This is a genomic window from Pseudomonas reactans (assembly GCF_013387025.1).
Lineage (GTDB): Bacteria > Pseudomonadota > Gammaproteobacteria > Pseudomonadales > Pseudomonadaceae > Aquipseudomonas > Aquipseudomonas reactans.
In genome coordinates, this window is sequence record NZ_JACAQP010000007.1 from 187,633 (window position 1) to 212,314 (window position 24,682).

At 59.6% G+C, this 24,682-nt stretch carries 23 protein-coding genes; 7 read left to right on the forward strand and 16 right to left on the reverse strand.

Annotated elements, in window-relative coordinates:
• Positions 1 to 54 precede the first annotated feature (54 nt).
• The gene (locus HX793_RS09875) at positions 55 to 435 is read right to left on the reverse strand and encodes a RidA family protein (protein WP_177061843.1); all 381 of its coding nucleotides are present in this window, start codon (positions 433 to 435) and stop codon (positions 55 to 57) included.
• A gap of 65 nt (positions 436 to 500) precedes the next feature.
• On the reverse strand, positions 501 to 1,769 hold the full coding sequence (gene fabF / locus HX793_RS09880; protein WP_177061841.1) for a beta-ketoacyl-ACP synthase II: 1,269 nt from the start codon (positions 1,767 to 1,769) through the stop codon (positions 501 to 503).
• A 107-nt stretch (positions 1,770 to 1,876) separates the two neighbouring features.
• Between fabF and HX793_RS09885 the strand changes: the two genes are divergently transcribed.
• On the forward strand, positions 1,877 to 2,359 hold the full coding sequence (locus HX793_RS09885) for a winged helix-turn-helix transcriptional regulator (RefSeq protein ID WP_177061839.1): 483 nt from the start codon (positions 1,877 to 1,879) through the stop codon (positions 2,357 to 2,359).
• Here the strand turns inward: HX793_RS09885 and HX793_RS09890 are convergent, their stop codons facing one another.
• Positions 2,360 to 3,682: an OprD family porin gene (locus HX793_RS09890; RefSeq protein WP_177049548.1), complete on the reverse strand. Its 1,323-nt coding sequence runs from the start codon at positions 3,680 to 3,682 to the stop codon at positions 2,360 to 2,362.
• A gap of 389 nt (positions 3,683 to 4,071) precedes the next feature.
• Here HX793_RS09890 and HX793_RS09895 point away from each other — a divergent pair, with 389 nt between their 5' ends.
• Complete coding sequence (locus tag HX793_RS09895; protein ID WP_177049550.1) at positions 4,072 to 4,986, forward strand: LysR family transcriptional regulator; 915 nt, start codon at positions 4,072 to 4,074, stop codon at positions 4,984 to 4,986.
• Here the strand turns inward: HX793_RS09895 and HX793_RS09900 are convergent.
• From HX793_RS09900 to HX793_RS09925, 6 genes are all read right to left on the reverse strand, one after another.
• Entirely contained in the window at positions 4,971 to 5,744 is a 774-nt protein-coding gene (locus HX793_RS09900; protein WP_177061836.1) for an SDR family NAD(P)-dependent oxidoreductase, read from the reverse strand. The genes HX793_RS09895 and HX793_RS09900 overlap by 16 nt on opposite strands.
• A 198-nt stretch (positions 5,745 to 5,942) precedes the next feature.
• Positions 5,943 to 7,256, reverse strand: coding sequence for an amino acid deaminase (locus tag HX793_RS09905; RefSeq protein WP_016975716.1), 1,314 nt, complete (start codon positions 7,254 to 7,256; stop codon positions 5,943 to 5,945).
• Positions 7,253 to 8,629 carry an amino acid permease gene (locus HX793_RS09910; protein WP_177049554.1) on the reverse strand — a complete coding sequence of 459 codons (1,377 nt, stop codon included), beginning with the start codon at positions 8,627 to 8,629 and terminating at the stop codon, positions 7,253 to 7,255. The genes HX793_RS09905 and HX793_RS09910 overlap by 4 nt, the downstream gene beginning before the upstream one ends.
• A gap of 163 nt (positions 8,630 to 8,792) precedes the next feature.
• Positions 8,793 to 10,250, reverse strand: a complete 1,458-nt coding sequence (locus tag HX793_RS09915) for an NAD-dependent succinate-semialdehyde dehydrogenase (protein WP_177049556.1) — start codon at positions 10,248 to 10,250, stop codon at positions 8,793 to 8,795.
• 29 nt (positions 10,251 to 10,279) lie between these two features.
• Positions 10,280 to 11,491, reverse strand: coding sequence for an iron-containing alcohol dehydrogenase (locus tag HX793_RS09920; protein ID WP_095016239.1), 1,212 nt, complete (start codon positions 11,489 to 11,491; stop codon positions 10,280 to 10,282).
• Between the two features lie 30 nt (positions 11,492 to 11,521).
• Complete coding sequence (locus tag HX793_RS09925) at positions 11,522 to 12,523, reverse strand: Ldh family oxidoreductase (protein ID WP_177049558.1); 1,002 nt, start codon at positions 12,521 to 12,523, stop codon at positions 11,522 to 11,524.
• Positions 12,524 to 12,621: 98 nt separating this feature from the next.
• Between HX793_RS09925 and HX793_RS09930 the strand changes: the two genes are divergently transcribed.
• Positions 12,622 to 13,326 (forward strand): GntR family transcriptional regulator, encoded by a 705-nt coding sequence (locus tag HX793_RS09930; protein ID WP_016975721.1) that lies wholly within the window; start codon positions 12,622 to 12,624, stop codon positions 13,324 to 13,326.
• Between the two features lie 16 nt (positions 13,327 to 13,342).
• On the opposite strand, the gene HX793_RS09935 is transcribed toward HX793_RS09930, so the two are convergent.
• Positions 13,343 to 14,377 (reverse strand): D-cysteine desulfhydrase family protein, encoded by a 1,035-nt coding sequence (locus tag HX793_RS09935; protein ID WP_177049560.1) that lies wholly within the window; start codon positions 14,375 to 14,377, stop codon positions 13,343 to 13,345.
• 294 nt (positions 14,378 to 14,671) lie between these two features.
• Between HX793_RS09935 and HX793_RS09940 the strand changes: the two genes are divergently transcribed.
• On the forward strand, positions 14,672 to 15,553 hold the full coding sequence (locus tag HX793_RS09940; RefSeq protein ID WP_016975723.1) for a LysR family transcriptional regulator: 882 nt from the start codon (positions 14,672 to 14,674) through the stop codon (positions 15,551 to 15,553).
• Here the strand turns inward: HX793_RS09940 and HX793_RS09945 are convergent.
• The 3 genes from HX793_RS09945 to HX793_RS09955 all read right to left on the reverse strand — a co-directional run bounded on the left by HX793_RS09945 (position 15,550) and on the right by HX793_RS09955 (position 18,759).
• Positions 15,550 to 17,253 (reverse strand): peptidoglycan D,D-transpeptidase FtsI family protein, encoded by a 1,704-nt coding sequence (locus HX793_RS09945; RefSeq protein ID WP_177049562.1) that lies wholly within the window; start codon positions 17,251 to 17,253, stop codon positions 15,550 to 15,552. The two genes, HX793_RS09940 and HX793_RS09945, sit on opposite strands and share 4 nt — an antisense overlap.
• A gap of 104 nt (positions 17,254 to 17,357) precedes the next feature.
• Positions 17,358 to 17,621, reverse strand: a complete 264-nt coding sequence (locus HX793_RS09950; RefSeq protein WP_157742069.1) for a peptidoglycan-binding domain-containing protein — start codon at positions 17,619 to 17,621, stop codon at positions 17,358 to 17,360.
• A gap of 235 nt (positions 17,622 to 17,856) precedes the next feature.
• Entirely contained in the window at positions 17,857 to 18,759 is a 903-nt protein-coding gene (locus tag HX793_RS09955; RefSeq protein ID WP_177061834.1) for a LysR substrate-binding domain-containing protein, read from the reverse strand.
• A gap of 105 nt (positions 18,760 to 18,864) precedes the next feature.
• Here HX793_RS09955 and HX793_RS09960 point away from each other — a divergent pair, with 105 nt between their 5' ends.
• Positions 18,865 to 19,764 carry an alpha/beta fold hydrolase gene (locus tag HX793_RS09960; RefSeq protein ID WP_177049566.1) on the forward strand — a complete coding sequence of 300 codons (900 nt, stop codon included), beginning with the start codon at positions 18,865 to 18,867 and terminating at the stop codon, positions 19,762 to 19,764.
• A gap of 111 nt (positions 19,765 to 19,875) precedes the next feature.
• Here the strand turns inward: HX793_RS09960 and HX793_RS09965 are convergent, their stop codons facing one another.
• The 3 genes from HX793_RS09965 to HX793_RS09975 form a co-directional block, all read right to left on the reverse strand.
• Positions 19,876 to 20,745, reverse strand: a complete 870-nt coding sequence (locus HX793_RS09965; RefSeq protein WP_016975727.1) for an isocitrate lyase/PEP mutase family protein — start codon at positions 20,743 to 20,745, stop codon at positions 19,876 to 19,878.
• Between the two features lie 154 nt (positions 20,746 to 20,899).
• Positions 20,900 to 21,637, reverse strand: coding sequence for a nitroreductase family protein (locus HX793_RS09970; RefSeq protein ID WP_016975728.1), 738 nt, complete (start codon positions 21,635 to 21,637; stop codon positions 20,900 to 20,902).
• Between the two features lie 45 nt (positions 21,638 to 21,682).
• Complete coding sequence (locus tag HX793_RS09975) at positions 21,683 to 22,336, reverse strand: helix-turn-helix transcriptional regulator (RefSeq protein WP_095016248.1); 654 nt, start codon at positions 22,334 to 22,336, stop codon at positions 21,683 to 21,685.
• A 339-nt stretch (positions 22,337 to 22,675) separates the two neighbouring features.
• On the opposite strand from HX793_RS09975, the gene HX793_RS09980 reads away from it, so the two are divergent.
• The gene (locus HX793_RS09980; RefSeq protein ID WP_177061833.1) at positions 22,676 to 23,731 is read left to right on the forward strand and encodes a methyltransferase; all 1,056 of its coding nucleotides are present in this window, start codon (positions 22,676 to 22,678) and stop codon (positions 23,729 to 23,731) included.
• Positions 23,731 to 24,627: a VOC family protein gene (locus tag HX793_RS09985; protein WP_177049572.1), complete on the forward strand. Its 897-nt coding sequence runs from the start codon at positions 23,731 to 23,733 to the stop codon at positions 24,625 to 24,627. Before HX793_RS09980 ends, HX793_RS09985 begins: the two co-directional genes overlap by 1 nt.
• The last annotated feature ends 55 nt before the right edge of the window (positions 24,628 to 24,682 follow it).

The window sequence follows — 24,682 nt, forward strand, 5'->3', positions numbered from 1 at the left end:
CTTGTCACGGTTGAGGCGCGCATTGTAGCTGTGAAATGCCTGACCGGCACCCACTCAGGCTTGAGCGGCCATCGCAGTGACTTCAACGCGCATGCCATCTACCGCCAACGCGGCAACGCCAACCGCCGCACGCACGGGCCAGGGCTTGGCAAAAAAGCGTTTGTAGACCTCGTTGAAGGCAGCACGATCAGCCATATCCGTCAGATAAATGGTCAGGTGCATCACCCGGTCCATCGAGCTGCCGGCCTTTTCCAGGGCGACTTTCAAGGCTTGCAGGGTGCATTCGCTTTGCAGGGTGATATCGCCCAGCTCCAGGCTGCCATCGGCGCGGGTCGGGATCTGGGTGGACACCAGGATGCCGTTGAAACCGATCACATCCGAAGAAATAGAGTCGGTATCGGGATCCGGGGTGTAGTGCAGGTCGTGGTTGGCCATGGGCGCCTCTCATTGGCAGGTTCAGAAAGGCGCCCATGGTCCCCGAAAAATACCGCAGGGGCAAACTACGCCCAGCGGCGGAACAGCACGCTGGCATTCACGCCGCCAAAGCCGAAGCCGTTGGACAGAGCGTATTCAATGGCCATCGGCCGGGCTGCACCGCGCAGCAGGTCCAGGCCATCCGCAAGCGCGTCGGGGGTTTCCAGGTTGAGGGTGACCGGGGCGACCTGATCGCGCAGGGCGAGTACGGTGAAGATGGCTTCGATACCGCCCGCAGCGCCCAACAGGTGACCGGTGGCGGATTTGGTCGAGCTGATCGCCGGGCTGCCGTTAGCGCCAAATACCGCCCTGATCGCCGCCAGTTCGCCTTTATCGCCCACCGGTGTGGAAGTTGCGTGAGCGTTCAAGTACTGCACCTGGGCCGCCTCGATTCCTGCCTGGCGCAAGGCTTGCTGCATGGCGCGTCGCGCACCATCGCCATCTTCCGGTCCGGCCGTCATGTGAAAGGCGTCGGCACTGGTGCCGTAGCCCACCAACTCCGCAATCGGCTGCGCGCCACGGGCCAGGGCGTGTTCGAGTGCTTCGATGACCAGGATGCCAGCGCCTTCGCCCATGACAAAACCGTCGCGCGCCTGGTCGAATGGCCGCGAAGCCCGCTCAGGGCTGTCATTGAAGTCGCTGGACAGCGCCCGCGCCGCCGCAAAACCGGCCAGACTGACCCGATGAATCGCCGCTTCGGCGCCGCCGCACACCGCTACATCGACTTCACCGGCACGAATCATCCGCGCCGCGTCGCCGATAGCCTGCACACCCGCGGCACAGGCCGTCACCGGCGCGCCCAGCGGGCCTTTCAAGCCGTAATTGATCGACACATGCCCGGCGGCCATGTTGCTCAAGAAGGACGGGATGGTAAACGGGGACAATCGGCGCGGGCCTTTGCTGTCAGTGGTGCGCACTGCATCGGCAATCGCCGGGAAACCGCCGACGCCAGACGCGATGATGGTCGCCGTGCGTTCCTGTTGTTCCACTGTATCCGGCGCCCAGCCGGCCTGCTTCAAGGCTTCATCCGCCGCCGCCAGCGCGAACAGGATGAAGCGGTCCATCTTGCGTTGTTCCTTGGCGGCCAGCAGGCGATCCGGGTCAAATCCGGCTTCAGGATCCTGCAAGACGCTCTGCACCTGGCCACCGATGCTGACGGCCAAGTCACCGATCAACTCTTCCGGCAGGCGACGAATGCCCGATTGCCCGGCCAACAGGCGTTGCCAGGTGGATTCCACGTCAGCGCCCAACGGCGTCAGCGCGCCCATGCCTGTCACAACAATGCGTTTACTCATGATCAATCGACTCCGGTTGCGGTGAGAGAACAGACCCTATGGACGTCACTATCATCATGAAAGTAACATGGCGTCACACACATTGGCACTGACCCACAGGAATCCCCATGCAACGCAAGTCCCTCATCAGCGACGAATGCCCCATCGCCCGCAGCCTTGAGCGGGTAGGGGAGTGGTGGAGCATTCTGATCATGCGCGACGCCTTGCACGGCCTGCGCCGCTTCGACGAGTTCTCGCGCAGCCTGGGCATCGCGCCGAATATGTTGACGCGTCGTCTGAATGGCCTGGTGGAGGCGGGGATGTTGGAGCGTCGGCCCTACAGCGAGCGACCGCCACGCTACGAATATGTGCCGACGGCCAAGGGCGAGGACTTCAGCGTGGTGCTGATGTCGCTGGTGGCCTGGGGCAACCGGCATTTCGCAGAAGAAGGTCACAGTGTGGAAGTGGTGGAGCGTGCGACCGGTTTGCCGGTGCATCCGGCGATGGCGAATGCCGCAGGCCAATGTGTGCCGTTGAACCAGTGCACGATCCAAGCCGGCCCAGCCGCCAGCGCAGGGATGCGCCAGCGGTTGGGGGCGATGCCTGATTGATTAGAGCAAGGTAAACGGATAGTCGACGATCAGCCGCAACTCATTCAGGTCACCATCACGTTGGTCGGCGTTCGACGCCACGATCGCATCGCGGACACGCAACGACAGGTTTTTCGCCGGGCCGCTCTGGATCACGTACTTGGCCTCCAGGTCGGTTTCGTGGTGCGCGCCGTCGGCGCCGTAGTCGCCCACATAGGCGCTGTGATCCGGTGTGTGGGTGCCATTGATGTCCGAGCCGTTGATGTAGCGGCCCATGAAACTCAGCCCTGGCACGCCGTAACTGGCCATGTTCAGGTCATACCGAATGCCCCACGACTGTTCGCCCGGCCCGTTGAAGTCCCCCCACTGCACCGAGTTGGCCAGGTACACCGAATCGCCGCCTTCACCCGCGCCATTGTTGCCGGTGCCGATGTAGTCAAACGGCGTGTCGCCATGCACTTTTTGAAACGACAGCGTCAACGTGTGCGCCTGCAGGAACGAGTACGCCGCCGCCAGCGAGTAAGTAGTGTTGTTGATCGCGCCGGCCTTGGCGCTGCCAGTGTCGAGGGTGCGGTAGAGGTTGCCGTCCAGCGCGAGTGACTGGTCATGGGCCAGCGGGATCACGTAGTTGAGGTTGGTGTAGTACTGGCGCCAGATGTCTTCCAGTTCGCCGGCATACACGGTTGCACTCAGGGACGGGCTGAAGGTGTATTTGCCACCAACAAAACTGGCACTGTTGGCCGCGATATTGGCGTAGGTCGCATAGATATCGTGGTCATGGTTGCTGGTCATGCCGCTGTTGGTGCTGGTGAAGTGCCCGGCTTCCAGGTCCAGGCCGGCGATTTCACTGCTGGTCAGGTCGAAACCGGCGGCGGTCTGCGGCAACAGGCGGGTGCCGCCGGTGGCGAAGACCGGGGCGGTGGGTTGCATGTCACCGAATTTCAGTTGGGTCTTGGAGATTTTGATCTTCACCGCCGCACCCACGGAGCCGTAGGCGTCTTCGGGGTCTCCATGGCGGTCGGTCGGCAGGTTGCCGGTGCCGGCGTCCGCGTGAGTGGCATCCAGTTTCAGCCCGCCGTAGGCGTAGGCATCCACGCCGAAGCCAATAGTGCCCTGGGTGAAGCCCGAGGCGTAGTTGAGCATCGCGCCCTGGGTCCAGTCGATGTTATCGGCCCGGCCACCCTCGCGATTACGGTTCATGTAGTAGTTGCGCAACAACCCGGTGACGCTGCTGCCTTCGATAAACCCCTTGGAGTCCGCCTGGTCGGTGACCGTTTCGGCAAACGCCAGTTGACTGATACTGGCACACACCGCCAGTGCTAACAGGCTCGACTGTTTAATCATGTTGTAACTTCCCCGGAAGAATGAACGCGCGCACAGAAACACCGCACTGATTGGAGGGTGCATAAAGTTGAATGGGCAGATGTTTGCAGGTGAGCTGTTACGGTTTTTTATTGTGTTCGGCGTGGTTGCCGGGGTTGATTCTAAGCCCAGTCTGCGGGGCCTGCAGCGGGCTACCGGATGAAACTCGATTAATTAAACTTCACTATTTTTAATCGACTGCGGGTGTAGCGTGGACGCTGTCTTAGCCGCTCTGCTTCGACAAAATCCTTTGGTTGCCGCCGCAGACTCTGCGGCGGATTTTTTTGCGTGGGCGGCATTTTCAGTGGGCGGGTTAGTTGAACTCACTTATGCTGCGCCACACCCTTGGCATCCACCCTTCGAGACGCTGCATGAGCCTGAAATCCACTCACCTGCCGGCCTTGATCGCGTTCGAATGCGTGGCCCGTCATATGAATTTTGCGCGGGCGGCGGCGGAGATGGAGGTCACGCCCACGGCGGTGTCCAAGACTATCAAGCAGCTCGAAGCGCAATTGGGTGTGCGCCTGTTCAACCGCACCACGCGCAGCGTGGCATTGACCGAGTCCGGCAGCCAACTGCTCGACACCTTGGCCCCGGCCCTGGAGCAGATCCGCTTCTCGGTGCAGCACGTACACGACACCGCCAGCCGCCCGTATGGCGCGTTGAAGATCAACAGCTCCTACGTGGCCTACGCCTCGCTGATCGAACCGCATGTGGCGGCGTTTCTCGCGCAGTACCCGGACATCACCCTGGATATCGCCCTGGACAATGGCTTGAGCGACATCATCGGCGAAGGCTTCGATGCTGGCATCCGCCTCGGCCAGGCGTTGCAGCGCGACATGATCGCGGTGCCGCTGGGGGCGTCGCAGCCGATGGTGGCCGTGGCCACGCCCGACTACCTGGCACGCTCGGCGCCGCTGGACACACCCGAAGACCTGCTGGCCCACGACTGCATCCACCAGCGCCTGAGCAGTCGCGGGCCGCTGATGGATTGGACGTTTCGCATCGGCAAGGCCAATGTCGAGATCCAGGTGAAGGGACGCCTGGTACTGGATGAAATGCGCACCACCTTGTCGGCGGCGCGCCTGGGGTGTGGCGTCGCTCTGGTGTTTCGCCCGTTTGCCCAGGCGGACATCGCCAGCGGCGCGTTGGTAGCCCTGCTGGAAAAATACGTGGCGCCCGCCGAAACCTTCCACCTGTATTACGCCAACCGTGCGCAAATGCCCGGAAAGCTCCGGGCATTTATCGACTTCTTCCAGGCGCGTAACCGTCAGGCCACCGAGTAGCCGCCGTCGGCCAGCAGGGCATGACCGGACACGTAGCTGGCATCTTCCGAGCCCAGGAACGCGACAACCGTCGCCATCTCTTCAGCCGTGCCGAAACGGCTGGCCGGGGTACTGGCGGCAAAGGCCTGTTGGGCCTCCACCGACGGCCAGATCCCGCGATGGTGGAAAGGCGTTTCGATCAACCCTGGGCACAAGGCATTGACCCGTACACCGTGCTTGAACCACTCGATGGACGCGGTCTTGGTCATGCCCACCACGGCGTGCTTGGTGCCGATATACAGCGCGGCATTCTCGAAACCGATCACGCCGCCCATGGATGCATTATTGATGATGCTGCCAAAACCCTGTTCCAGCATCACCTTGGCTTCGTATTTCATGCAGTTGAAGACGCCGCGCACATTGGGTTCGAACACCAGGTCGAAGCGTGCGTTGTCCTGCTCGATCAGCGGCGCGAACACGCCTTCGGTGCCGGCATTGTTGAAGGCGATGTCCAGCTGGCCGTAGGTGTCCACGGCAAACTGGACCATGGCGATGATGTCGGCTTCGCGGGTCACGTCGACCACGATGGAGGAAGCGATACCGCCCTGGGCGGTGATCTCGGCTACCACGTCGTCCAGCTCACTCTGGCGCCGGGCAGCAGCGACGATCCTGGCGCCGCGTTGCGCCAAGACAATCGCGGCCGCACGGCCGATGCCAGAACTGGCGCCGGTGATCAGTGCGACTTTGCCTTCGAGTTGGCGGGGAGTGGATAAGGTCATGGAAAGCTCCGTTCATGTGCTGCGCAAGGCGATGTGCTTGCGCTATGGGCACAGGTTACGGCGGATGATTAGCTTCGATAATCCATGCAAATGTTATCGAGTTATGAGCTTTTGGTTCATAGTCTGATGCTGACCTTCTAGATCTAACCGGGCCGCCCTGGCATCGTCAGGCTGGGGCGGCGCGGCGAGCGAAAGACGTTAGAACATCGTCTGGAACACATCCAGTACGCTGTAGTCGTCAGACACCAGGTAAATGGCCTGCCATTTGTCAAAGGTAGTGCAGGGGTGGGAGACGCCGAAACCGATGCAGTCACCTACATGAAAACGGTGCCCCTGAGGCACCCGCACATGTGCATGCTGATCGCTGGTGGCGACAATCACGCAACCGCTCGGCAGTTCCAGCAAACCGCTGCCTGGCCGGATCCAGTGATGGGGCACGGGCAGGCCGGCGTCGGTGCCGAAGTCGCGCTTGCCAACCGATACGATCATCAGCGTCGGCTCCGGCAAGGACAGCACTTGCCCCCAAACTTCCAGGGCCGGCTGCAACCGCTCGCTGTGCAGGTTCCTTTCCAGCCATTCGGCATGTAGCGCCTGATACAGGCCATTGTCGTGGGTCAGGTAGCAGCCACTGCGCGTGACAATCCTGACCGGTTTCGACAATGCAACGGCACCGAAGGCTTCGATGACCAGGTCGTAGTAGGCGGACCCACCGGCGGTCAATAGCACCTCGGCGTCGGCAAACAAGCGCAACTGGTCCAGTTGAAGGGCGGCTTCGGCGATTCGCTGGAGAAAGGCCCGAACCAGGGCAAGGCGGTCCTCGTCGACACGACTCTGGTACAACCCTTCGAACCCCGCGACGCCGCGAAGCTGGATCAGGCCATGGCTCTGGCGAATTGCCTCGGCAATTGCGACGACGTCCTCAAGACTCCGACAGCCCGCACGACCATTGGGGTAGCCCAGTTCTATCAGCACCTCTAGCGGGCGGCCGACCTGCATGGCGTGTGCGGTTTCAAGAAAACGCTGTACGCCGTCGAGGGAATCCACGTAGCAAAAGATCTCGACTGTCGGGTCGTCGCGCAGTTGCTCCAGGTAATAGCGGATTTCCTGTCGGCCCACCGCCTGGTTGGCCAGGATGATGCGCTTCACCCCGTGACGACGGGCTGCTCGTACCTGTTGGAAGGTCGCCAGCGTCAGCCCCCAGCAGCCATCCTGGTGCTGCAGGGCGAAGAGTTCCGGGCTCATCGTGGTTTTGCCGTGGGGCGCGAGGCTGACATTGGCCGTTCGCAGATACTGGCTCATCCACTGGCTGTTATGGGCAAGCGCCGAGGCCTTCAGGGTGGCCACCGGGAACGGCACATCTTCGTTGAGCAGCGAGAGGTGCAAGTCGGCGATAGCGTGGCGCGGGCAACCGACCAACTGTTCGGTGATGCCTTTCATATGGCGGTTGAGGGTCAAGGGCACGCGGCGCGCGATGTCTTTGAGGTCAGCAATCTGTTGCGCAGGCAGGTTCATTCATACACCTCGGTAGTGAGCCCATTACGTTTTTGCACAAGGCTGTAGGACAGCCACAACCCCAGCAGCCAGATCGGACCAACGATCATGGCGATCCGGGTGTTTTCAGAGAGCGTCAGCATGGCGGTAATCAGTGCCAGAAAGGCGAGGGTGGCGTAAGAGCTCCAGGGCGACCACGGCATCATGCGTCGGTCGGCGCTCAAGGTGACGCGCTGGCGGAACTTGATGTGCGACAGCAGGATGATGGTCCAGGTAAACAGGCCGGCGAAGGTGGCAATCGATGTGAGCCAGATAAACAAATCGGGTGGGGCAATGTAGTTCAGCAGCACACCGATCAACGTCACCAGTACGCCGAGCCCCACGGCGTACACCGGGATCCCCCGCGCTGAAATCCTGCGGAAGCGGCCAGGTGCCTGGCCTTGCTCTGCCAGGTTGAACACCATGCGTCCGGTACTGAAGATCCCACTGTTGCAGGACGACAAGGCCGCCGTCAGCACCACGAAATTCATGATGCCCGCCGCTTCGCGGATCCCCAGTTTTTCGAAGGTCAGTACAAAGGGGCTGCCCTGGGCGCCGATCAGGTCCCACGGGTACAACGACATCACCACGAACAAGGCGCCGACGTAGAAGATCGCAATACGCCAGAACACTGTATTGACCACGCGTCGGATGGACCTTTCAGGGTCCTTCGCTTCACCGGCGGTCAAGCCGATCATCTCGATACCGCTGTAGGAAAAAGTCACCATCGGCAACGCCGCCAGCACACCCCAGGCACCGTGGGGCATAAAACCACCATGGCTCCACAGGTTACTCAAGCCCAGTGCGACGCCATCGTTACCCAGGCCGAACACAATAATCCCCGTACCGGTGACGATCAGGAACACGATGGTGACGACCTTGATCGCGGCAAACCAGAACTCCATTTCACCAAAAGCCGATACCGCCACCAGGTTCAGTGCGCCCATGGCGAGTAACGCACTCAAGGCCCATATCCAGGCCGGTACATCCGGAAACCAGTAAGTCATGTAGATCGCTGCGGCCGTCACTTCGGCCATGATGCAGACGATCCAGTAAAACCAGTAGGTCCATCCTGTCATGAAGCCTGCGCGGTGCCCCAGGTAATCGAATGCATACCGGGAAAAGGACCCGGCCACCGGGTTATGGATCGCCATTTCGCCCAAGGCACGCATCACAAAAAAGACAAAAACGCCGCACACGGCATAGGTCAGGAGAATGGCCGGGCCGGCGGTCTTGATCGCACTGGCGGAGCCATAAAACAAGCCCACGCCAATGGCGGCTCCGAGCGCCATCATATTCATCTGCCGAGGGCCAAGGCCGCGGTTGAGAGCGCTGTTTTCTGTCGCGGTATTCATAGCGTTGTTCACCATGCCGATTTATTTTTTTTACAATGGATGACGCAATCGCAATCAATAAAAGTCGGTAGCAGCCGCGCTTCGACGGGCACACACAAGGGTGGTAAACACTCGAAGCGTTACCAGGGTGCACGTTGTCGAACAGCTGCTACCGCGTTTTAGATCACCAATTCACGGAGATGTACTTGGCTTCGAGGAACTCGAGCATGCCGTGATGAGCCCCCTCGCGCCCCAGGCCGCTTTGCTTGACACCACCAAAAGGCGCGGCGGGATCAGACACGATTCCGCGGTTCAAGCCGATCATGCCGCTTTCCAGGCGAGCCGAAATACGCATGCCCTTGCCGATGTCCGCCGTAAACACGTACGCCATCAGCCCGTACTCGGTGGCATTGGCCAACTTGATCGCTTCGTCGACGGTATCGAATACGACGATGGGGGCGACAGGGCCGAAGATTTCCTCGCGCAGCAGATCGGCCGTGGGCGGTACGTCGACGAGTACCGTCGGGTTATAGAAGTAACCTTGGCGCGCGGGTTTATCACCACCGGCGATGACTTTGGCGCCCTTGGCGCAGGCGTCGTTGACCAACGCGCTGATCTTGTCCACGGCAGCGGCATTGACCATGGGGCCGCATTGGGTCTGCGGGTCGACGCCGTCACCGACGCGCAGGTCGGCCATGCGTTGTGCCAGACGCGCCGAAAACGCTTCGGCGATGCCGCGTTGCACGTAAAAGCGGTTGGCGGCCGTGCAAGCTTCGCCGCCATTGCGCATCTTGGCGAGCATGGCGCCGTCGATGGCAACCTCAAGGTCGGCATCGTCAAACACCAGGAACGGCGCGTTACCGCCCAGCTCCATGGAGCAGTTGATCACTGAGTCGGCGGCCTTGCGCAGCAGCACACGACCGACCTCTGTCGAGCCTGTGAACGAGAGTTTGCGCACCCGTGGATCATCCAGGATCTCGCTGCACAGTTTGCCCGCCGAGCGGGTGGTGAGGATATTGACCACACCGTCCGGCACACCGGCTTCAGCGAGTATCTGACCGATCAGGTAGGCCGTGAGGGGCGTTTCAGTGGCGGGTTTGAGAATGCACGTGCAACCTGCTGCCAGTGCCGGCGCGATCTTGCGCGTGGCCATGGCCGCCGGGAAGTTCCACGGTGTAATCAGCAAGGCAATGCCGATGGGTTCGTACTGCACCAGGGTATTGGCCTGGCCGCTGGGAGCCTTGCTCAGGTCGCCGTTGATGCGCACGGCCTCTTCGGCGAACCAGCGGAAGAACTCGGCGGCGTAGGCCACTTCGCCTCTCGCATCACTGAGGGCCTTGCCGTTTTCCTGGGCGATCAACCGCGCGATCTTGTCGCTGTCACGGCTGATCAACTCAAAACAGCGGCGCAGGATTTCACTGCGCTGACGCGGTGGCGTCGCCGCCCAGGCAGGCGCTGCCGCTGCCGCAGCGGCGACCGCAGCGCGCGCATCTTCCAGCGTGGCATCTGCGACGTTGGCGATCACCGCTTCGGTCGAGGGGTCGATCACATCAATGCGCTGACGAGACGTGGAGGGCAGCCACTGGCCGCCGATGAACAGATCGGTGGGCAGTGAGTCGTGGGGTTGGGTCATATGCACCATGTTGTTGTTCTACCTGCGTGGTTGAGTTGTCAAAGATGGCCGTGGAACGCGCGGCGGGTGAGCAGCTGCAGGTCGCCCAATTCGAGGCGACGGGGGTTGTTGTTGATCAGTCGCGCCGACAGCAGTGACTGCTCGGCAATCCAATCCAGCTGGCTTTCCTGGACCCCGAGGTCGGCAAGGGTGCGAGGAATGCCGATGCGGTTGAGCAGTTGCCGGGTTTGATGAATGAGTTCATCGACGGCTTGCTCGGGGGATGCCGTCGTGATGCCGATCGCACGGGCGATCGCGACGTAGGCGTGCAGATGGGTTTCGGCGTTGAAGCGCATCACATACGGCAATAACGCCGCCACGCCCAGGCCGTGGGCCGTATGGGTCAGTGCGCCAACCGGATATTGGATCGCATGGGCAGCGGCGGTGCCGGCAACGCCAAACGCGAGGCCGGCCTGAAGAGAACCGAACATCATTTGGCTGCGCGCTTCCCGGTCAGCGCCATTCTCGACTGCCCGTGGCAGGTATTCGAAGATTGCTTTGATGGCGGTGAGGGCGTGTTGGTCGCTGAGCAGGTTTTTCCCGACAAACACACGGCTTTGCGAGAGCAGGGGATCTGCCGGGTTGGCCACCGCCGTGAAGGCTTCAATGGCGTGGGTCAGTGCATCGGCGCCGGACAGGGCTGTCAGCCCCGGAGGGCAGGTGACGGTCAGTTCCGGATCACAGAGGGCGATGTGCGGGATGAGGTAAGGCGAAGAGATCCCGACTTTCAGGTCACGCTTCTTGTCGGCCATCACCGCCACCGGCGTCACTTCGGAGCCGGTGCCGGCGGTGGTTGGAATCGCGATGACCGGCAGCACCGGCCCTGGCACCTTCAGTTCTCCGTAGTAGTGTTCAAGGGATCCGCCGTGGCTCAGCGAAAGGGCTACCAGCTTGGCCATGTCCAGGCAACTGCCACCGCCCAGGCCGATGACGACATCCGGGTTGAACGCACGGTGTTCCTGCACGCAGGTTTCGATGCCATCGGACGGCAACTCGGGTTGCGTGCCATCGAACACGCGGTAGGCGACACCGTTTCTGGTCAGGTCTTGCAGCATTTCCTCCAGCAACGGCGAAATCGACAAGCGCTCATCGGTGCAGATCAGCGCACGTTGACCCACGTGTGCCGTGACGCGCCCCAGTGCATGACGTTGGCCGTCACCAAACAGAATCGCGCTTGGGCTGCGCGTCAGGCCGAAATTATTGTTGTTCATTGGGTTCCCCTGTTTCACAAGGCAGGCGGCTTACTCGCCCGCGTAGACTCGAATTTGTTGCCAGACACCGGCGGGTAGGCGAATGCCGTCAACCAGGCTGTGACGGCGAACCTCGTGGGCACGATCGCCCGGCACCAGCACCGGACGGTCAGCCTTGGCCGGTTCGCATTCGCGGATGGCATTGAGGTAGGTGGAGATGGTGTGCGCGGCGTTGTGTGCCGGTTGCAGGACGATGAAAATGTCGCCTTTGTTGCACGGTTGGTCATTGTCCAGCGTGCCTTTGACGTCGGTGCCCAACCCGCAGCCGGTCAGACTGGCAACCAGCACTTCGATAGCCAGGCCCAAGGCATAACCCTTGGCATCGCCGAACGGGGCAATAGCGCCGTCCCGTGCGGCTTTGGCGTCCAGTGTCGGGTCGCCATGGATGTCCAACGCCCAACCTGGCTGCAGGGCTTGGCCGCGATTGGCGTAGTCGTGCACCTGGCCCATGGAAACCAGGCTGGTGGCCATGTCCAGCACAAAGGGCAGGGGAGTGGCCGGTACGCCGATGGCGATCGGGTTGGTGCCGATCATGGCTTTGCGCCCGCCCCAGGGATGCACGAGTGCCTCGCTGGTAGTCATGGCGATCAGGATCTGGCCCTGTTCGGCAATGCGTTGCGCGTAGAGGGCGAGCATGCCGATGTGATTGCAGTGGCTGACCGTTGCCGCAGCGACGCCGGTTTCCCGAGCCCGTGCCGAAATCTGCGCGAGGGCGTTGAACGCCACGACGGGGCCCAGGCCGTTGCAACCATCCACTTCAAGCAGGCTCGTGCCGTTCCAGGTCGAGACACCGACGGTATCGGGATCGGCTACTGCGTTTTCAATGCGCTGGATGATGCGAGGCAAGCGTTGCAGGCCGTGAGAGGCACGCCCGCGAAGCTCGGCTTCGAGTAGCAGGTCGGCTTGGATCTTCGCGTTTTCGGGCGCGACGCCGGCCTTTTCGAGGGCCCTGATGCTGGTTGAAAGAGCCAGATCGATGCTGATGGTTTCCAAGCGTTTGCCCTCTTAAATAAAATCCGATCGGAAATACGATTTGATTTAAGCTAATCGGGCGATACCATGGTGTCAACGATTTTTTCGAGAGGCTTGCTGTGGTCACTTCTTCCTTTGCCAACGCCGGTTCATCGTCCGCCCCGGAAATCATTCGCTCGACGTCCCTGGGCGATCAGGTCTACGAAACACTGCTTTCCCAGCTCATTTCCCTGAAGATCGCGCCAGGCAGCCGCATGTCGGTGGATGCTTTGGTGAGGGAGCTGAACGTCTCGCAGACGCCGATCCGCGCGGCATTGATCCGCCTGGAAACCGAAGGGCTGGTGATCAAGACGCATAACGTGGGGTACAGCGCGGCGCCGATGCCTTCGCGTAAGCGCTTCGAAGAAATCTACGACATGCGGCTGATGCTTGAGCCCTACATGGTGGCCAGGGCCTCGAGAAACATGAACGATGCACAGCGCGATACGCTGTTGGAGCTGACACGTCGGATGGAGTCATCCGCCACCGACGACGCTAAAGTGGCGTATGGGAAGTTTGCCGTGCATGACGCGGACTTCCATGCGTGGATCATCCAGCTCGGCGACAACGAACTGGTCGCCGAAACCTTGTCCCGCCTGCATGCCCACATGCACTTGTTCCGCCTGCGTTTTCATACCCATGTCACGGATGAGGCACGTCTGGAGCATGGGCTGATCGTCGAGGCGCTGTTGGCCGCAGATGCAGAGGCGGCCAGTGATGCGATGAAGGAGCATATTCTCCGTTCTCGCAGTCGCATGGCGCCTATTTTCGAAGCCCTGCCTTAGGCGGGGCAAGCGTTCTTCAGGCCGTGGTCAATGCCTCGCGGTAGGCAAACAACCCAGGCGTGCCACCCGTCATGATGAACAACACGTTGTCGCCACGGCGATAGCGCCCTTGCCGCAGGTCGGCGACTAGCCCTGCGAACGCTTTGCCCGAGTACACCGGATCGATCAGCAAGCCTTCGCAACGCGCCATCAGGCGAACGGCTTCCACCATGGCCTGGGTCGGCACGCCATAACCTTCACCCAATTGGCTGCCATCGACATGGATGGCCCCTGCGCTTAACTCCGCTTTGTTGCCGAGCAATGCCAGCGTGTCCTGGGCCAGTTGCAATGTGCGGGTCGCACTGGCTGGCTGGTCGCTGAGCACGGAATAGGACTTCACGGTCTCTGCGCCCCTGCCAAGGCACTCGAACCCGGCGGCGAGCCCCGCATGGGTGCCGGCGCTGCCATTGGGCACTATCACTTGAGTAAAAGCGAAACCGAGCAAGGCTTCCTGCCGGACAATTTCCCCGGCGCAGCGCGCATAGCCCAGGCTACCTGCAGCCGTCGACCCACCCGTTGGAATCACCAGCACTTTGCGACCTTTTTTGCGCAGTTGCTCAGCCCTGACCTCGGCCATGGCCAACGCGTCAGCGCCCTTGTCCAGCACATGCATTTCGGCACCAAACAGCTGGTCCAGCAGGACATTGCCGTTGAGCTCATACTCAATCTCCGTCTTGGGCACGGACCGCGTGAGCACCAATTCGCAGGCGATTCCCAGACTTGCGCAGACGGCGGCGGTCAAGCGTGCATGGTTCGATTGAATACCGCCCACGGTGATAATCGTGTCGATGCCTTGTGCGAGCGCAGCCCCCAGATGAAATTCCAGCTTACGCAGCTTGTTGCCACCACCGCCGATGAGCATGTAATCGTCACGCTTGAGATACAGGCCAATGCCTCGTTCGACCAATCCCAAGTGCTGTTCCAACCGAGACGCCCGCTGAATAGGGGTAGGGCCTTGCAGCAGGTCGGCCTTGGGAAAGGCACTGAGTGCGGTATCCAGTGGGGTTTGCATGGGAAAAGCCTCGTCGCTCAGGGTGATGACGGATGACTCTATGCATAAACGCGCCAGCAATAAATGGACCGGCCGTTTGCTATCTACTAACCTGAGGTTAGCAATCCAGTGTTTGCGTTTCACGGTAGAAAAGTAGCGTTAGTTAGCAATAGTCGAACTTGAAGTAATGAATACGCCGTTATTTAACTTACAAAGTCATAGTCCCAATAGTGAGTGTTGACGAAGTTAACAAGCGTGCGTATTTTTCTGCGGCCTTGTTGTTAGCGTCGTTTTTTGAGGTGTGAAGATTCGCTCATGAGCAAACTCAGGCAGATGGAAGTATTTGTTGCGGTTGTAGAAGCCGGAAGTTTTGCCGATGCCGCCTTGTTGGTGGGCATGTCAGCCGTGATGGTAGGCCGGCATATTCAAAGCCTGGAAAACACGCTGAACACCAAATTGATTCAAAGGACAACACGACGCCAATCGGTGACTGGCGAGGGCCGGCTGTTTTATGAAGAAGCCAAGCTCGCGCTGGAACAGGTCAAATACGCCTACAACTTGGTTGAGGCCTCTACCGGCAAACCCAGCGGATTATTGCGCATCACCGCGCCCATGACATTGGGGGTTTCCCTGGTGGCGCCGTTGGTCTCGGAGTTTATGCGCGCTTACCCGGACATCCAGATCGAGCTGATCCTGAGCAACGAGGTCATGGACCTGTATGAAAGCTCATTCGATATAGGCTTCAGGATTTCCGAACTGATCGAGGCCAATCTGATTGCCAAACCCCTTCCTCCTTATCGCATGGTGATCTGTGCGGCGCCTCAGTACCTTCAGGCGCAGCAAGCACCCACCACGCCCGAGGCGTTACGCACCCACGCTATTCTGACGCACACCTCCTGGAGCAACACATTTGCCTGGTCGCTGAAGAGTGGCGACGCGCAATTTCCCTGGCCAGAGCGCGCAGTGCTGAAGAGCAATGACGGCCAGGTGCTGCTCCAGGCCGCCATTGCAGGTAACGGCATACTGATGCAGCCCGACTTTCTAGTCGCCAATGCCCTGAAAGAGGGCAAGCTGGTCAGCATCATGGAGGCATTCCTGCCAGAGCCCAAGCCCGTCCAAATCGTGTATCCGCGCCAGAAAAAGTCCCTGCCCAAGTTGGCGGTATTTGTCGACTTCGTCATGGCCCGCTTGGGCTAACGCGTGTTTGCGTCCAGGTTGTCAGGAGGAACGTTGTACACCCGCAAAGCTTCTGCCATGACCCGACTGAACACCGGGGCCGATACCAACCCGCCAAAATAGCCATTTTTGCGTGGGTTATCGATGACCACCACGATGGCAAACCGAGGGTCATTCACCGGCGCAAACCCGGCGAAGATCGAGCGGTAGGCGTTCGCTGTGTAGCCCTTCACACCCGTGCTCGTCTTGCGTGCCGTGCCGCTTTTACCGGCCACGTGGTAGCCAGGCACCTTGGCCCGGAATATGCCCTTCGGTGCTTCGATGACTTGTTGCAGCATGTGCTTGAGGGTATCGGCGACCGTTTGTGGGATCACCTGCACCGGGACGGGCGCCGACGACCGGCGAAGCAGGGTGATCGGCACACTTTTGCCACCGTCCGCCAGGATCGCGTAGGCCTTGGCCAATTGGACAGCCGTAACAGACAACCCATACCCATATGAAAGCGTCGCGGTCTCGGCTGGGCGCCATTCCCGGTAGTTGGGCAGGTTGCCGGCGCGCTCACCAGGGAAACCCAGCCCGGTGTCCTGCCCCAGGCCGACACGGCGCATCAGGTCGAAGACCTTTTCACCGCCGATATCGAATGCCACCTTGCTCATTCCCACGTTGCTTGACCGGATCAGGATGCCGGTCATGTCCAATACCGGTCCTTGGGTCCTGGACAGGTCCCGGATCGTGTATCTGCCGATCTTCAGGATCCCCGGGCCGACCTCGACGGTATCGGTAGGCTTCCAACGGCCGGACTCCAACGCCGCGCTCATGGAAAAGGGCTTCATCGTCGAGGCCGGTTCAAACACATCAATCAAGGCCCGGTTGCGCATCATCACTGGCTGGAGATGGCTTCGGTTGTTGGGGTTATAGGTGGGGTAATTGACCATGGCGAGGACCTCGCCGGTCCTGACGTCCATGATGACCACGCTGCCGGCGAAGGCATCATTGGCGTTGATGGCGTCCTGAAGCTCGCGGTTTGCCATGTATTGCAAGCGCAGGTCCAACGACAGCGCCAGATCCTGCCCCGGCCTTGCCGGTTTGGCAGTTCCCAGGTCGCGGATGAGGCTGCCCCGGCGGTCCTTCAGGACTTGCTGGCGTCCCGCAACCCCTTTCAACACGTTGTCGAACGCCAATTCGACGCCTTCGCTGCCTTTATCGTCGAGGTCGGTAAACCCCACCACATGGGCAGTGAGGGCGCCTGCCGGGTAGAAGCGACGGGATTCTTCCAGGCTATACACGCCAGGAATGTGGTTGTCATGGACCCCGTGGGTGATCGCCTCGGCTCTATCCGGTGGCAGGCGACGGCTCAGATAAACAAACTCTTTATGCGCATTCTTCTCCAGGAAGGCTGCCAGCCGGGTCTCAGGTATCTCCAGCAACACCGCGAGCAACGGCCATTTGTCTTGCGCCATCGCAAGTTCCTTGGCGTTGGCCCAGAACGAGATGACGGGTGTACTGACGGCCAGCGGTTCGCCATTTCTATCGGTGATCAGGCCGCGCTGCGCGGGGAGTGGGAGATAGCGCAGGCTACGTGCATCCCCTTGTTTTATCAGGAACTGCCGGTTGATGACTTGCAAATCGAGGATGCGCCAGGAGATTAACGCGACCAACGCTGCGAAGAGTGAAATGACCACTCGAAAGCGCCAGGGGTATCCAGTAATAGAAGGGTTCATAGAACTTGAACTTATAGAGGTTGCTTGAAACTCAGACAGGCAAGATCCTCGCCTGTAGAAGTGCATGGCGTAGAGAGGAAGGAGGAAGGCAGTGGGCGAATGACTTACTGACTAAACCATTCAGGTGTGTGGATATTGAGTTTTTCCAAGGTCGCGGAGTTAATGCTGCCGGTGATATTCAACTCCAGGTCCATCTGAAACAGAAACAACGCGGTTTCTGTTTCCTGCCCGACGATGCCATCTATAGCCCCGGTGTAATATTCTCTCTGCGCCAAGGCCCTTTGTACGCAAACAACCAAGGCAATGCCCTGGCGGGAGGCCAGTGCATCAGACAGCAAGTAAGGGGCCGTGTAATACGGCTGTTGCATGTTGTTTTTCAGCGAATCTGCAACGTTATATAGCCCATAGACGGGGAGAGGGGCCTGGGTGGCCTGAGTGCATGTTGCAACTAACAAGCAGCCTGACAGTACAACGCCGTGGACCCTGACCCTGTTGCGTATCCTCTTCACGGTACTGCCTCGTTGCAATGATTTGAAAGCGTGTATCGGTTTTACGATACAGCAGGGATACACGCTAAAAAACGCAGCACGGGTACTTTTTGAACTAACCGGTGGTTTGGAATGATTGCGCGATAAAGCGCCGGCGCCTGCCAATCTCTTTGACGGCGTCCACCAGCGCTCTGAGAGGGCTTTCGGTTTTGTCGTAAAACGCATAGAAGCGTGCACTCGCCAGGGGCGGCAGCCCTTCAGCCGGCCCCAGCGCTATAAGCCCTTCACGCAGTTGGCTGCGGGCCAAGGGCGCAATGGCAAAGCCCGCCAGGGCAGCGGAAATGCAACCGGCCATGCTGCTGCTCTCGAACGCCAGCCGCCAGGGTCGCCCTGCACCCGACAATGCACGGATGGCGGCTTCACGGTACACACAGGGCTCCGGGAATACGGCCAGTGGAAGAGGGCCGTCGTCAGCGAGCACGGCCTTTGAATTGAACGCCCACACCAGCGGTTCTTCCCACAGCAGATCGCCCTCATCCGTGACTCTGCTGCACTGTTTGCCGAACACCACATCCAGTTTGCCTTGCTGCTGTTGTTGCAGCAGATCAGAGGTGATGCCGACCTTCATTTCAATGGCCGTGCGCGGGAAGCTGCGCCCAAAAGTTTGCAGCACTTCTGCCAGCCACGTGCCAGCGAAATCCTCGGAAGAGCCGACACGAATTCGGCCCTCGACATGCGAGCCGCGCAACTTTGCGCGAAACTCCCGCTCGAGCGAGGTAATGTTTCGTGCGTAGGTGTAGAGCAATTCTCCCTCAGGGGTCAGCGCCAAGCGGCGAGTTGTCCGGGTGAGCAGCCGGATACCGACGTCGTCCTCCAGACGCTTGATATGGCCACTGACGGCCGAAGGCGTGATGGCCAACACCTCTGCCGCGGAGGCAAAACTGCTTGAATCGACCACCGTCAGAAAGGTCCGCAGCAGGGAGATATCCAGGGAGACGGCGGGATTGTCCAGACTCACGGCATTCACCTCAAAATATTGTCAATCAGTCGATATTCATCATGAATCAGTTTGTTTCGTGGCGATAGCATCTGTCTGAGCTAATTGCCTGGAGCCTGAAACGTCATGAGTTACGCCTTTGTGTCCACACCGCTGTTGAACATCGGTTATCTGGAATGGAACCCCGGTTCGAACAAGGTCGCCGTCCTGGTGCATGGCTGGCCGGACAGTCCTGAAACCTGGATGCGTACCGCAACGGCCTTGGCTGATGCCGGTTTTCGTGTGTTGGCACCGGCACTGCGAGGGTTTGCGCCCACCACGTTCCGCGATGTCGACACACCGCGCAGTGGCGCACTGGCAACCTTAGGGCTGGATCTGCTGGATTTTATCGACGCCCTGGATTTGCAAGCGCCCGTGCTGGTCGGCCACGACTGGGGAGCAAGGGCAGTCGCCAGCGCCTGCGGGCTCCGGCCGGGTGTTGCTTCGGCCTTGGTGATGGTGTCGGTGGGCTACGGGACCAATGATCCTCATCAACCCATTTCCCTCCAGCAAGCCCGGAACTACTGGTATCACTGGTTCATGGCGACACCCAGGGGGCGCGAAGCGGTTGAGCAGAACCGGCATGAATTCGCCCGCACTATGTGGGAAACCTGGTCACCTGCCGGATGGTTTACGGAGGACGACTTCCAGACGGCCAGCCGTGCATTTGAGGGACTGGATTGGGCGGAGGTTGTCTTGCATTCCTATCGTCATCGATGGGGATTCGTTGACGGTGACGCAGCGTCGGATGCCGCGGACTTGAAGCTGATTCCTGCTCCGGTCCTGGCGCTACCGACTCTGGTCCTGCATGGCGGTGCCGATACGTGCAATCACCCGGACAGCTCCAAGGGCCGTGAGCCGTTCTTTTCCGGGCACTACGAACGGGTCGTGATCGAGGGGGTGGGGCATTTTCCGCAGCGCGAGGCGCCCGAACTGATTGCCTATGAAATCCTGAGGTTCCTGCAGGCAGGCGCCCGGATCGCTTAAAACCAGTAGCTTTATTCAGTTTTCCCGTTTTGTTCCAGCGCCCCCGACAGCCATTGATCAACCGGGGCGTTGGAACTTTTTTTGCCTGCAAGGAAAGCGGAGCGGGGCGCTTTACTCTTTGACGTCCATGAACTCTTCAGCCCACGCCACGTAGTTTTCCGGCAAGGTATAGGTGTGCGTCAACTCGGTGGCGCTGAGGTTATCGGTGCTGTGGGTCAACTGGCGCTGAGCACGCAGGCTGTCATAGGTCGCCTTGATCGCGGCAAAGTAGGCACCGTGACCGGCAACCACCACGCGCACGCCAAGACTGGCCAGGCGTTTGGCGTCATTGAGCTTGGGATTGCCATAAGTCACCAACATCAGCGGCACCGTCAGGTTCTCCGCGATCTTCTCCAGATGCTCGAAATCCGCCACCCCCACCATGCAAATCCCATCGGCGCCGGCTTTCTGATAGGCCAGGGTGCGTTCAATCACCGCCTCGGTTGGCAGCACACCGGCATTCGTCCGGGCAATGATCGACAGCTCCGGATCAACACGAGCCTCCAGCGCAGCACGGACCTTGCCGATGCCTTCTTCGATGGAGATCAGATCGGTGGACTTGCGGCCAAACTGCGCGGGCAGCAACGTGTCTTCAATGGTCAGCGCGGCCACACCGGCACGCTCAAGTTCTTCGACGGTGCGCATCACGTTCAGCGCGTTACCGTAGCCGTGGTCGGCGTCGGCAATGAACGGCAACTGGGCAACACGCCCGATACGGGTGGCTTGCTCAACGAACTCACTCAGGGTGATCAGTGCGAAATCGGGCGCGGCCAGTACCTGTAACGATGCAACGGAGCCGCCGAGGATGCCGACTTCAAAACCCAGGTCTGCGGCGATACGCGCGGACATCGGGTCAAAAACGGAGGCGGTTTCAACACACGCAGGCGTTGCAAGCAATTCACGGAAACTACGACGCAGGGCGCTGTGGGACTTTTTTGGCATGATCTTTCCTGGTTGGGGCCATTGTCGACATACGATCAATGCCTATTGATAGGCTTGTGAGATTACCATGTAGGAAAACGCAGGATTATGACGTTTGAGAATGGCGTATGCACAACGCACATATCGGCGCCGTCTTTAAGGGACGCAAAGAGCCTCAGTCGACCGCCAAACCATTGGTGAGCAGTTGAGCCTTGAGGTCGGCACGGTAATTACGCGCGTAAGTGCGGCCAATGGTACTGGACCAGGACTGACCCTCTGCACGCCCGATGATCTGCCAGTGACGCATGAGATGTTGGTCGTAAGCAACAATGGCCGGCGCCAGCGCAGCGCCATTGTAACGCTCATAATGACAAAACGTGTCGATGGACATCCGCGGCTTCTGTGCTGCGGGTACACGCACGTGCCCCAGGACCATGCCGCACAGGGCGAAGGTATCCTGGGGGAGGTCCAATATCTTGATCATTTCCAGGGCGTTGGCGCGAATACCACCGACGGGTACTACGCCCAACCCCAGCGAGCGTGCAGCGATCATCATGGTGCTGAGCACGATGCCGCCGTCGGTGCTGGCGGCGATCATGCCTTCGAGGTGACGCTGGATCTGCTGTTCATTTCCATTGAGTGCGGCGCCGACGGCGGTCTTGTGAAAATCCACCACCACGGTGATGAATACCGGCGCTGCGGCGATCCAGGGCTGGCCGCCAGCCACGTCTGCGATGCGCTGGCGAGTCTGCGCATCGCGCACGACGACCACCGAAATATGCTGGGCATTGAATGACGTTGGGGCTTGGTGGCCTGCGCGCAAAATAGCGTTCAGATGCTCGTCACTGATGGGCGTTGCGTGGTAGCTGCGTTCACTTCGATGGCTGGCGAGCAAGTCGAGGGTTGGCGTCATGCCTTATTCCTTTAAGGGCTGCTGAAGCGTTAAGAACAAGCGAGTTCAGGTGAGTGGCTGAATGTTATAGACGCAGCGTCGGTCGCCAGAGATCAGGTGCTCGCAACGCTCGACACTCGCGTCATCGCCCATCGCTGCACGGAATATCTGCAACTCCGAGCGACAGAAACCCTGGCATTTACGCGCCGCAGCACAAATCGGGCAATGGTTTTCAATGAGCAACCATCCTTTGCCTTCGGGTTCCATATGCGCCATGTAGCCAGCCAGCTCGCGAATACGCACCAGAATGCCGACCTTTTCTTCCAAAGTCGAAGCGTGCGAACACGCCTGGACATACTCCTGGCGATTGGTGGCTTCCATGCTGGTGATGATTTTTTCGACGCCGTCACTGCCGAAAACGCCCTCGATGGACTCGATCAAGTGCAGGGTCAAGACGCTGTGGGAGTCGGGGAACTTGTTTTGCGCGGTGTCGGTGAGCGCCCATTTCAAGGAGGGGCGACCTGCCCCTTGGGTGGGCGCCGAAACACCGACGATCAGCTCCGATGTCTGCAACTTCTGGATTTGCTGCCGGGCGGCCTCAAAGGTGAGCTCCAGCAAGGAAGCCAGTTCGGTGGTTTTGAGTGGGCCACGGGTTTTGAGCAAAAACAGAATGCGATCAGCAGTGGATGACTGGGTGTCGTCAGTGGGTCTGGAGGTCATAAATTGCGTGTAACCATGGGGAGTGAGCACGTCACTGAAGTTTGTCGACCTTTGGCGCCATCCATTGCGTAAGGGTAGAGGGCATGAGCATAGTCAGTTTTGCGGACGAGGAAAATAATTAATAAATAGAATAAGTATTATCGCACTGATTCCGAATAATTATAAAAGGCCGTCCTTGCTTTTGTGTTTCTTAGGGCTAGGCTGGTAGCGAGCTTTTGGAAGCCTCTGGCCACACGTTCAGTTGCATACGACTCCGGACCGTTAAATACACACTGCGCCCAAGCCCCCAACACTTGCCGACGTCAGTGAAAATAACAATACCCAAGGAAGAGAATCAGTATGACTGTGCAAAAACCGACAACTATTTATGAGCACGCGGAAGAGATTACGGCCCTCAACAGCGTGGTCGATCTGGTGAAGCTTTCCGACCAGTATCGGCAGTCCGCCATCCTCCACTTCGCCGTAGCGCAGCGGATCTTCGATCAAACAACCCAGCCCGCCACCGCCCTCGCCATCAGTCAACAAATGGGTTGGGTCACCAACAAGACAAAAATTTTCCTCAATGGCCTGGTTGCCCTGGGCCTGTTGAAAAAAAACCAGGACACCTACGTCAATCAGCCTCTGTCCCAGCGTTTTCTGGTCAGCCACAGCGTTGAGTTCATCGGCCCGATTATTGACCACCAGCGCTTGCAGTGGCAGAACTGGCCACGCCTGGGGGATATCCTCAGCAGCGCCGAGTCCATGGATTTCCAACAAGAGAATCGCTTCAAGCACGACATCGCCGCACGCGATGCCTTTAACGATGCGATGGTGCGCTTCAGCCAACCCATGGTCGATGTACTCAAAGCATTGCCGGTCTTCGCCGGCGCTAAAAAGGTCATCGACCTGGCCGGTGGGCACGGCACCTATGTCGCTGAAATCGCACGCCGTCACCCCCAGGTCCAGGGTGAGATCTGGGACTTGGCAGCCACACGCCAGTCGGCTGAAAGCACCCTCGAAAAATACCAGTTGGCGGGGCGCCTTACGTTCAAGGAGCGCAACTTGCTGGAGCTGGCACGTTACGAAGGCGAGCGTGCAGACGTGGTGATGGTCAATGACTGCCTGCACTATTTCACTCGCGAAGAAACCCAAGCGTTGCTGCGTTCGGCCGCGCAACTGGTGAATGACGGTGGTTCACTGCTGGTGCTGAGCATGACCCTGGACAGTGATGAGATTCATCCGGCACTGTCGGCAGACTTCTCCTTGCACATGATGGTCAACACGGTGCATGGCGAGTTGCACCCCACCCGTTGGATCGCCGAGCAGATAGCTGCCCAGGGTTTCGAGGTGACGCAAGAGCCTATCGGGCGTTACAGCCTGCTGATGGGTCGTCGTGCTGAGAGGAGGGTAGGCTGATGTTGCGGTTTATCACCCTGTACTCCGCTGACACAGCGGCGCGCATGAGCGCGTTTCTTGGGGCATTGAACAACTGCGCCAAGAATGCCGGCTTTGAACTGTGCGCTGCCGTAGAGAATGCCCGGCTACCTGAGGCTGACGGGCTCATCCTGCTGGTGTCAGCCGCTGATAGCCCTGATGCACTGGACGCTCGGCTCAAGGCGTTGGTTGACGTCTACCGTAACAAAGCGGTCAGCGTCATTCGCCTGCACGAAGGCACGGCGGTCAAACCGATTGCTGAACCGCTGAGCGCGATATGGCTGCAGCACGCCGCGTGTTTCGTCTATCCCCATGCGCTTGCGCTCAATAATGACGCGGACGTGTCCCAGGAAACAGTCAAGCATTGGCTGGCCGGCTTCTCCAAATTCACCGCAGCGATCAAGATGTGGCGTGCCCTGGAAGGGGTGTCCATCGCGGCGGCCGCCCAGGAATCCCAACGGCCGCAAATGGCCCATATCAATATCCTGACCCGTGACCTGGAGGCCTCCCAGGCGTTCTACCGCGAAATCTTCGGCGCGCGGTATTGCTACAACCTGGGGCCGCGCAAAGTGGTCATGGAACTGAACGGATTCGACTTCTTTATCGAGCACAATAGCGAATTTTCTTACCCGCAAGGCTATCACATCGGTATCCGGGCGCTGCCGGAGGATGTCCGGCGCATCGCCGACAAGGTCGCTGCCGACGACACTATTACCCTGGTCAAGGGCAATGGCCCATCCCCGGGTTATCACCAGGGTCCGGACAATGTCCGCACTGCCGTGTATTTCGAAGATCCCGATGGGTTGGTGGTTGAAGTGTATTCCACCGAAATCGAAATGCTCGAGACCAATCGAAGGTTGCTGCTCGACCGACTCTGATACCTGACTGATCAACGCACGCCGAGCGGATTTGCGCTCGGTCGCGGATTTGTTC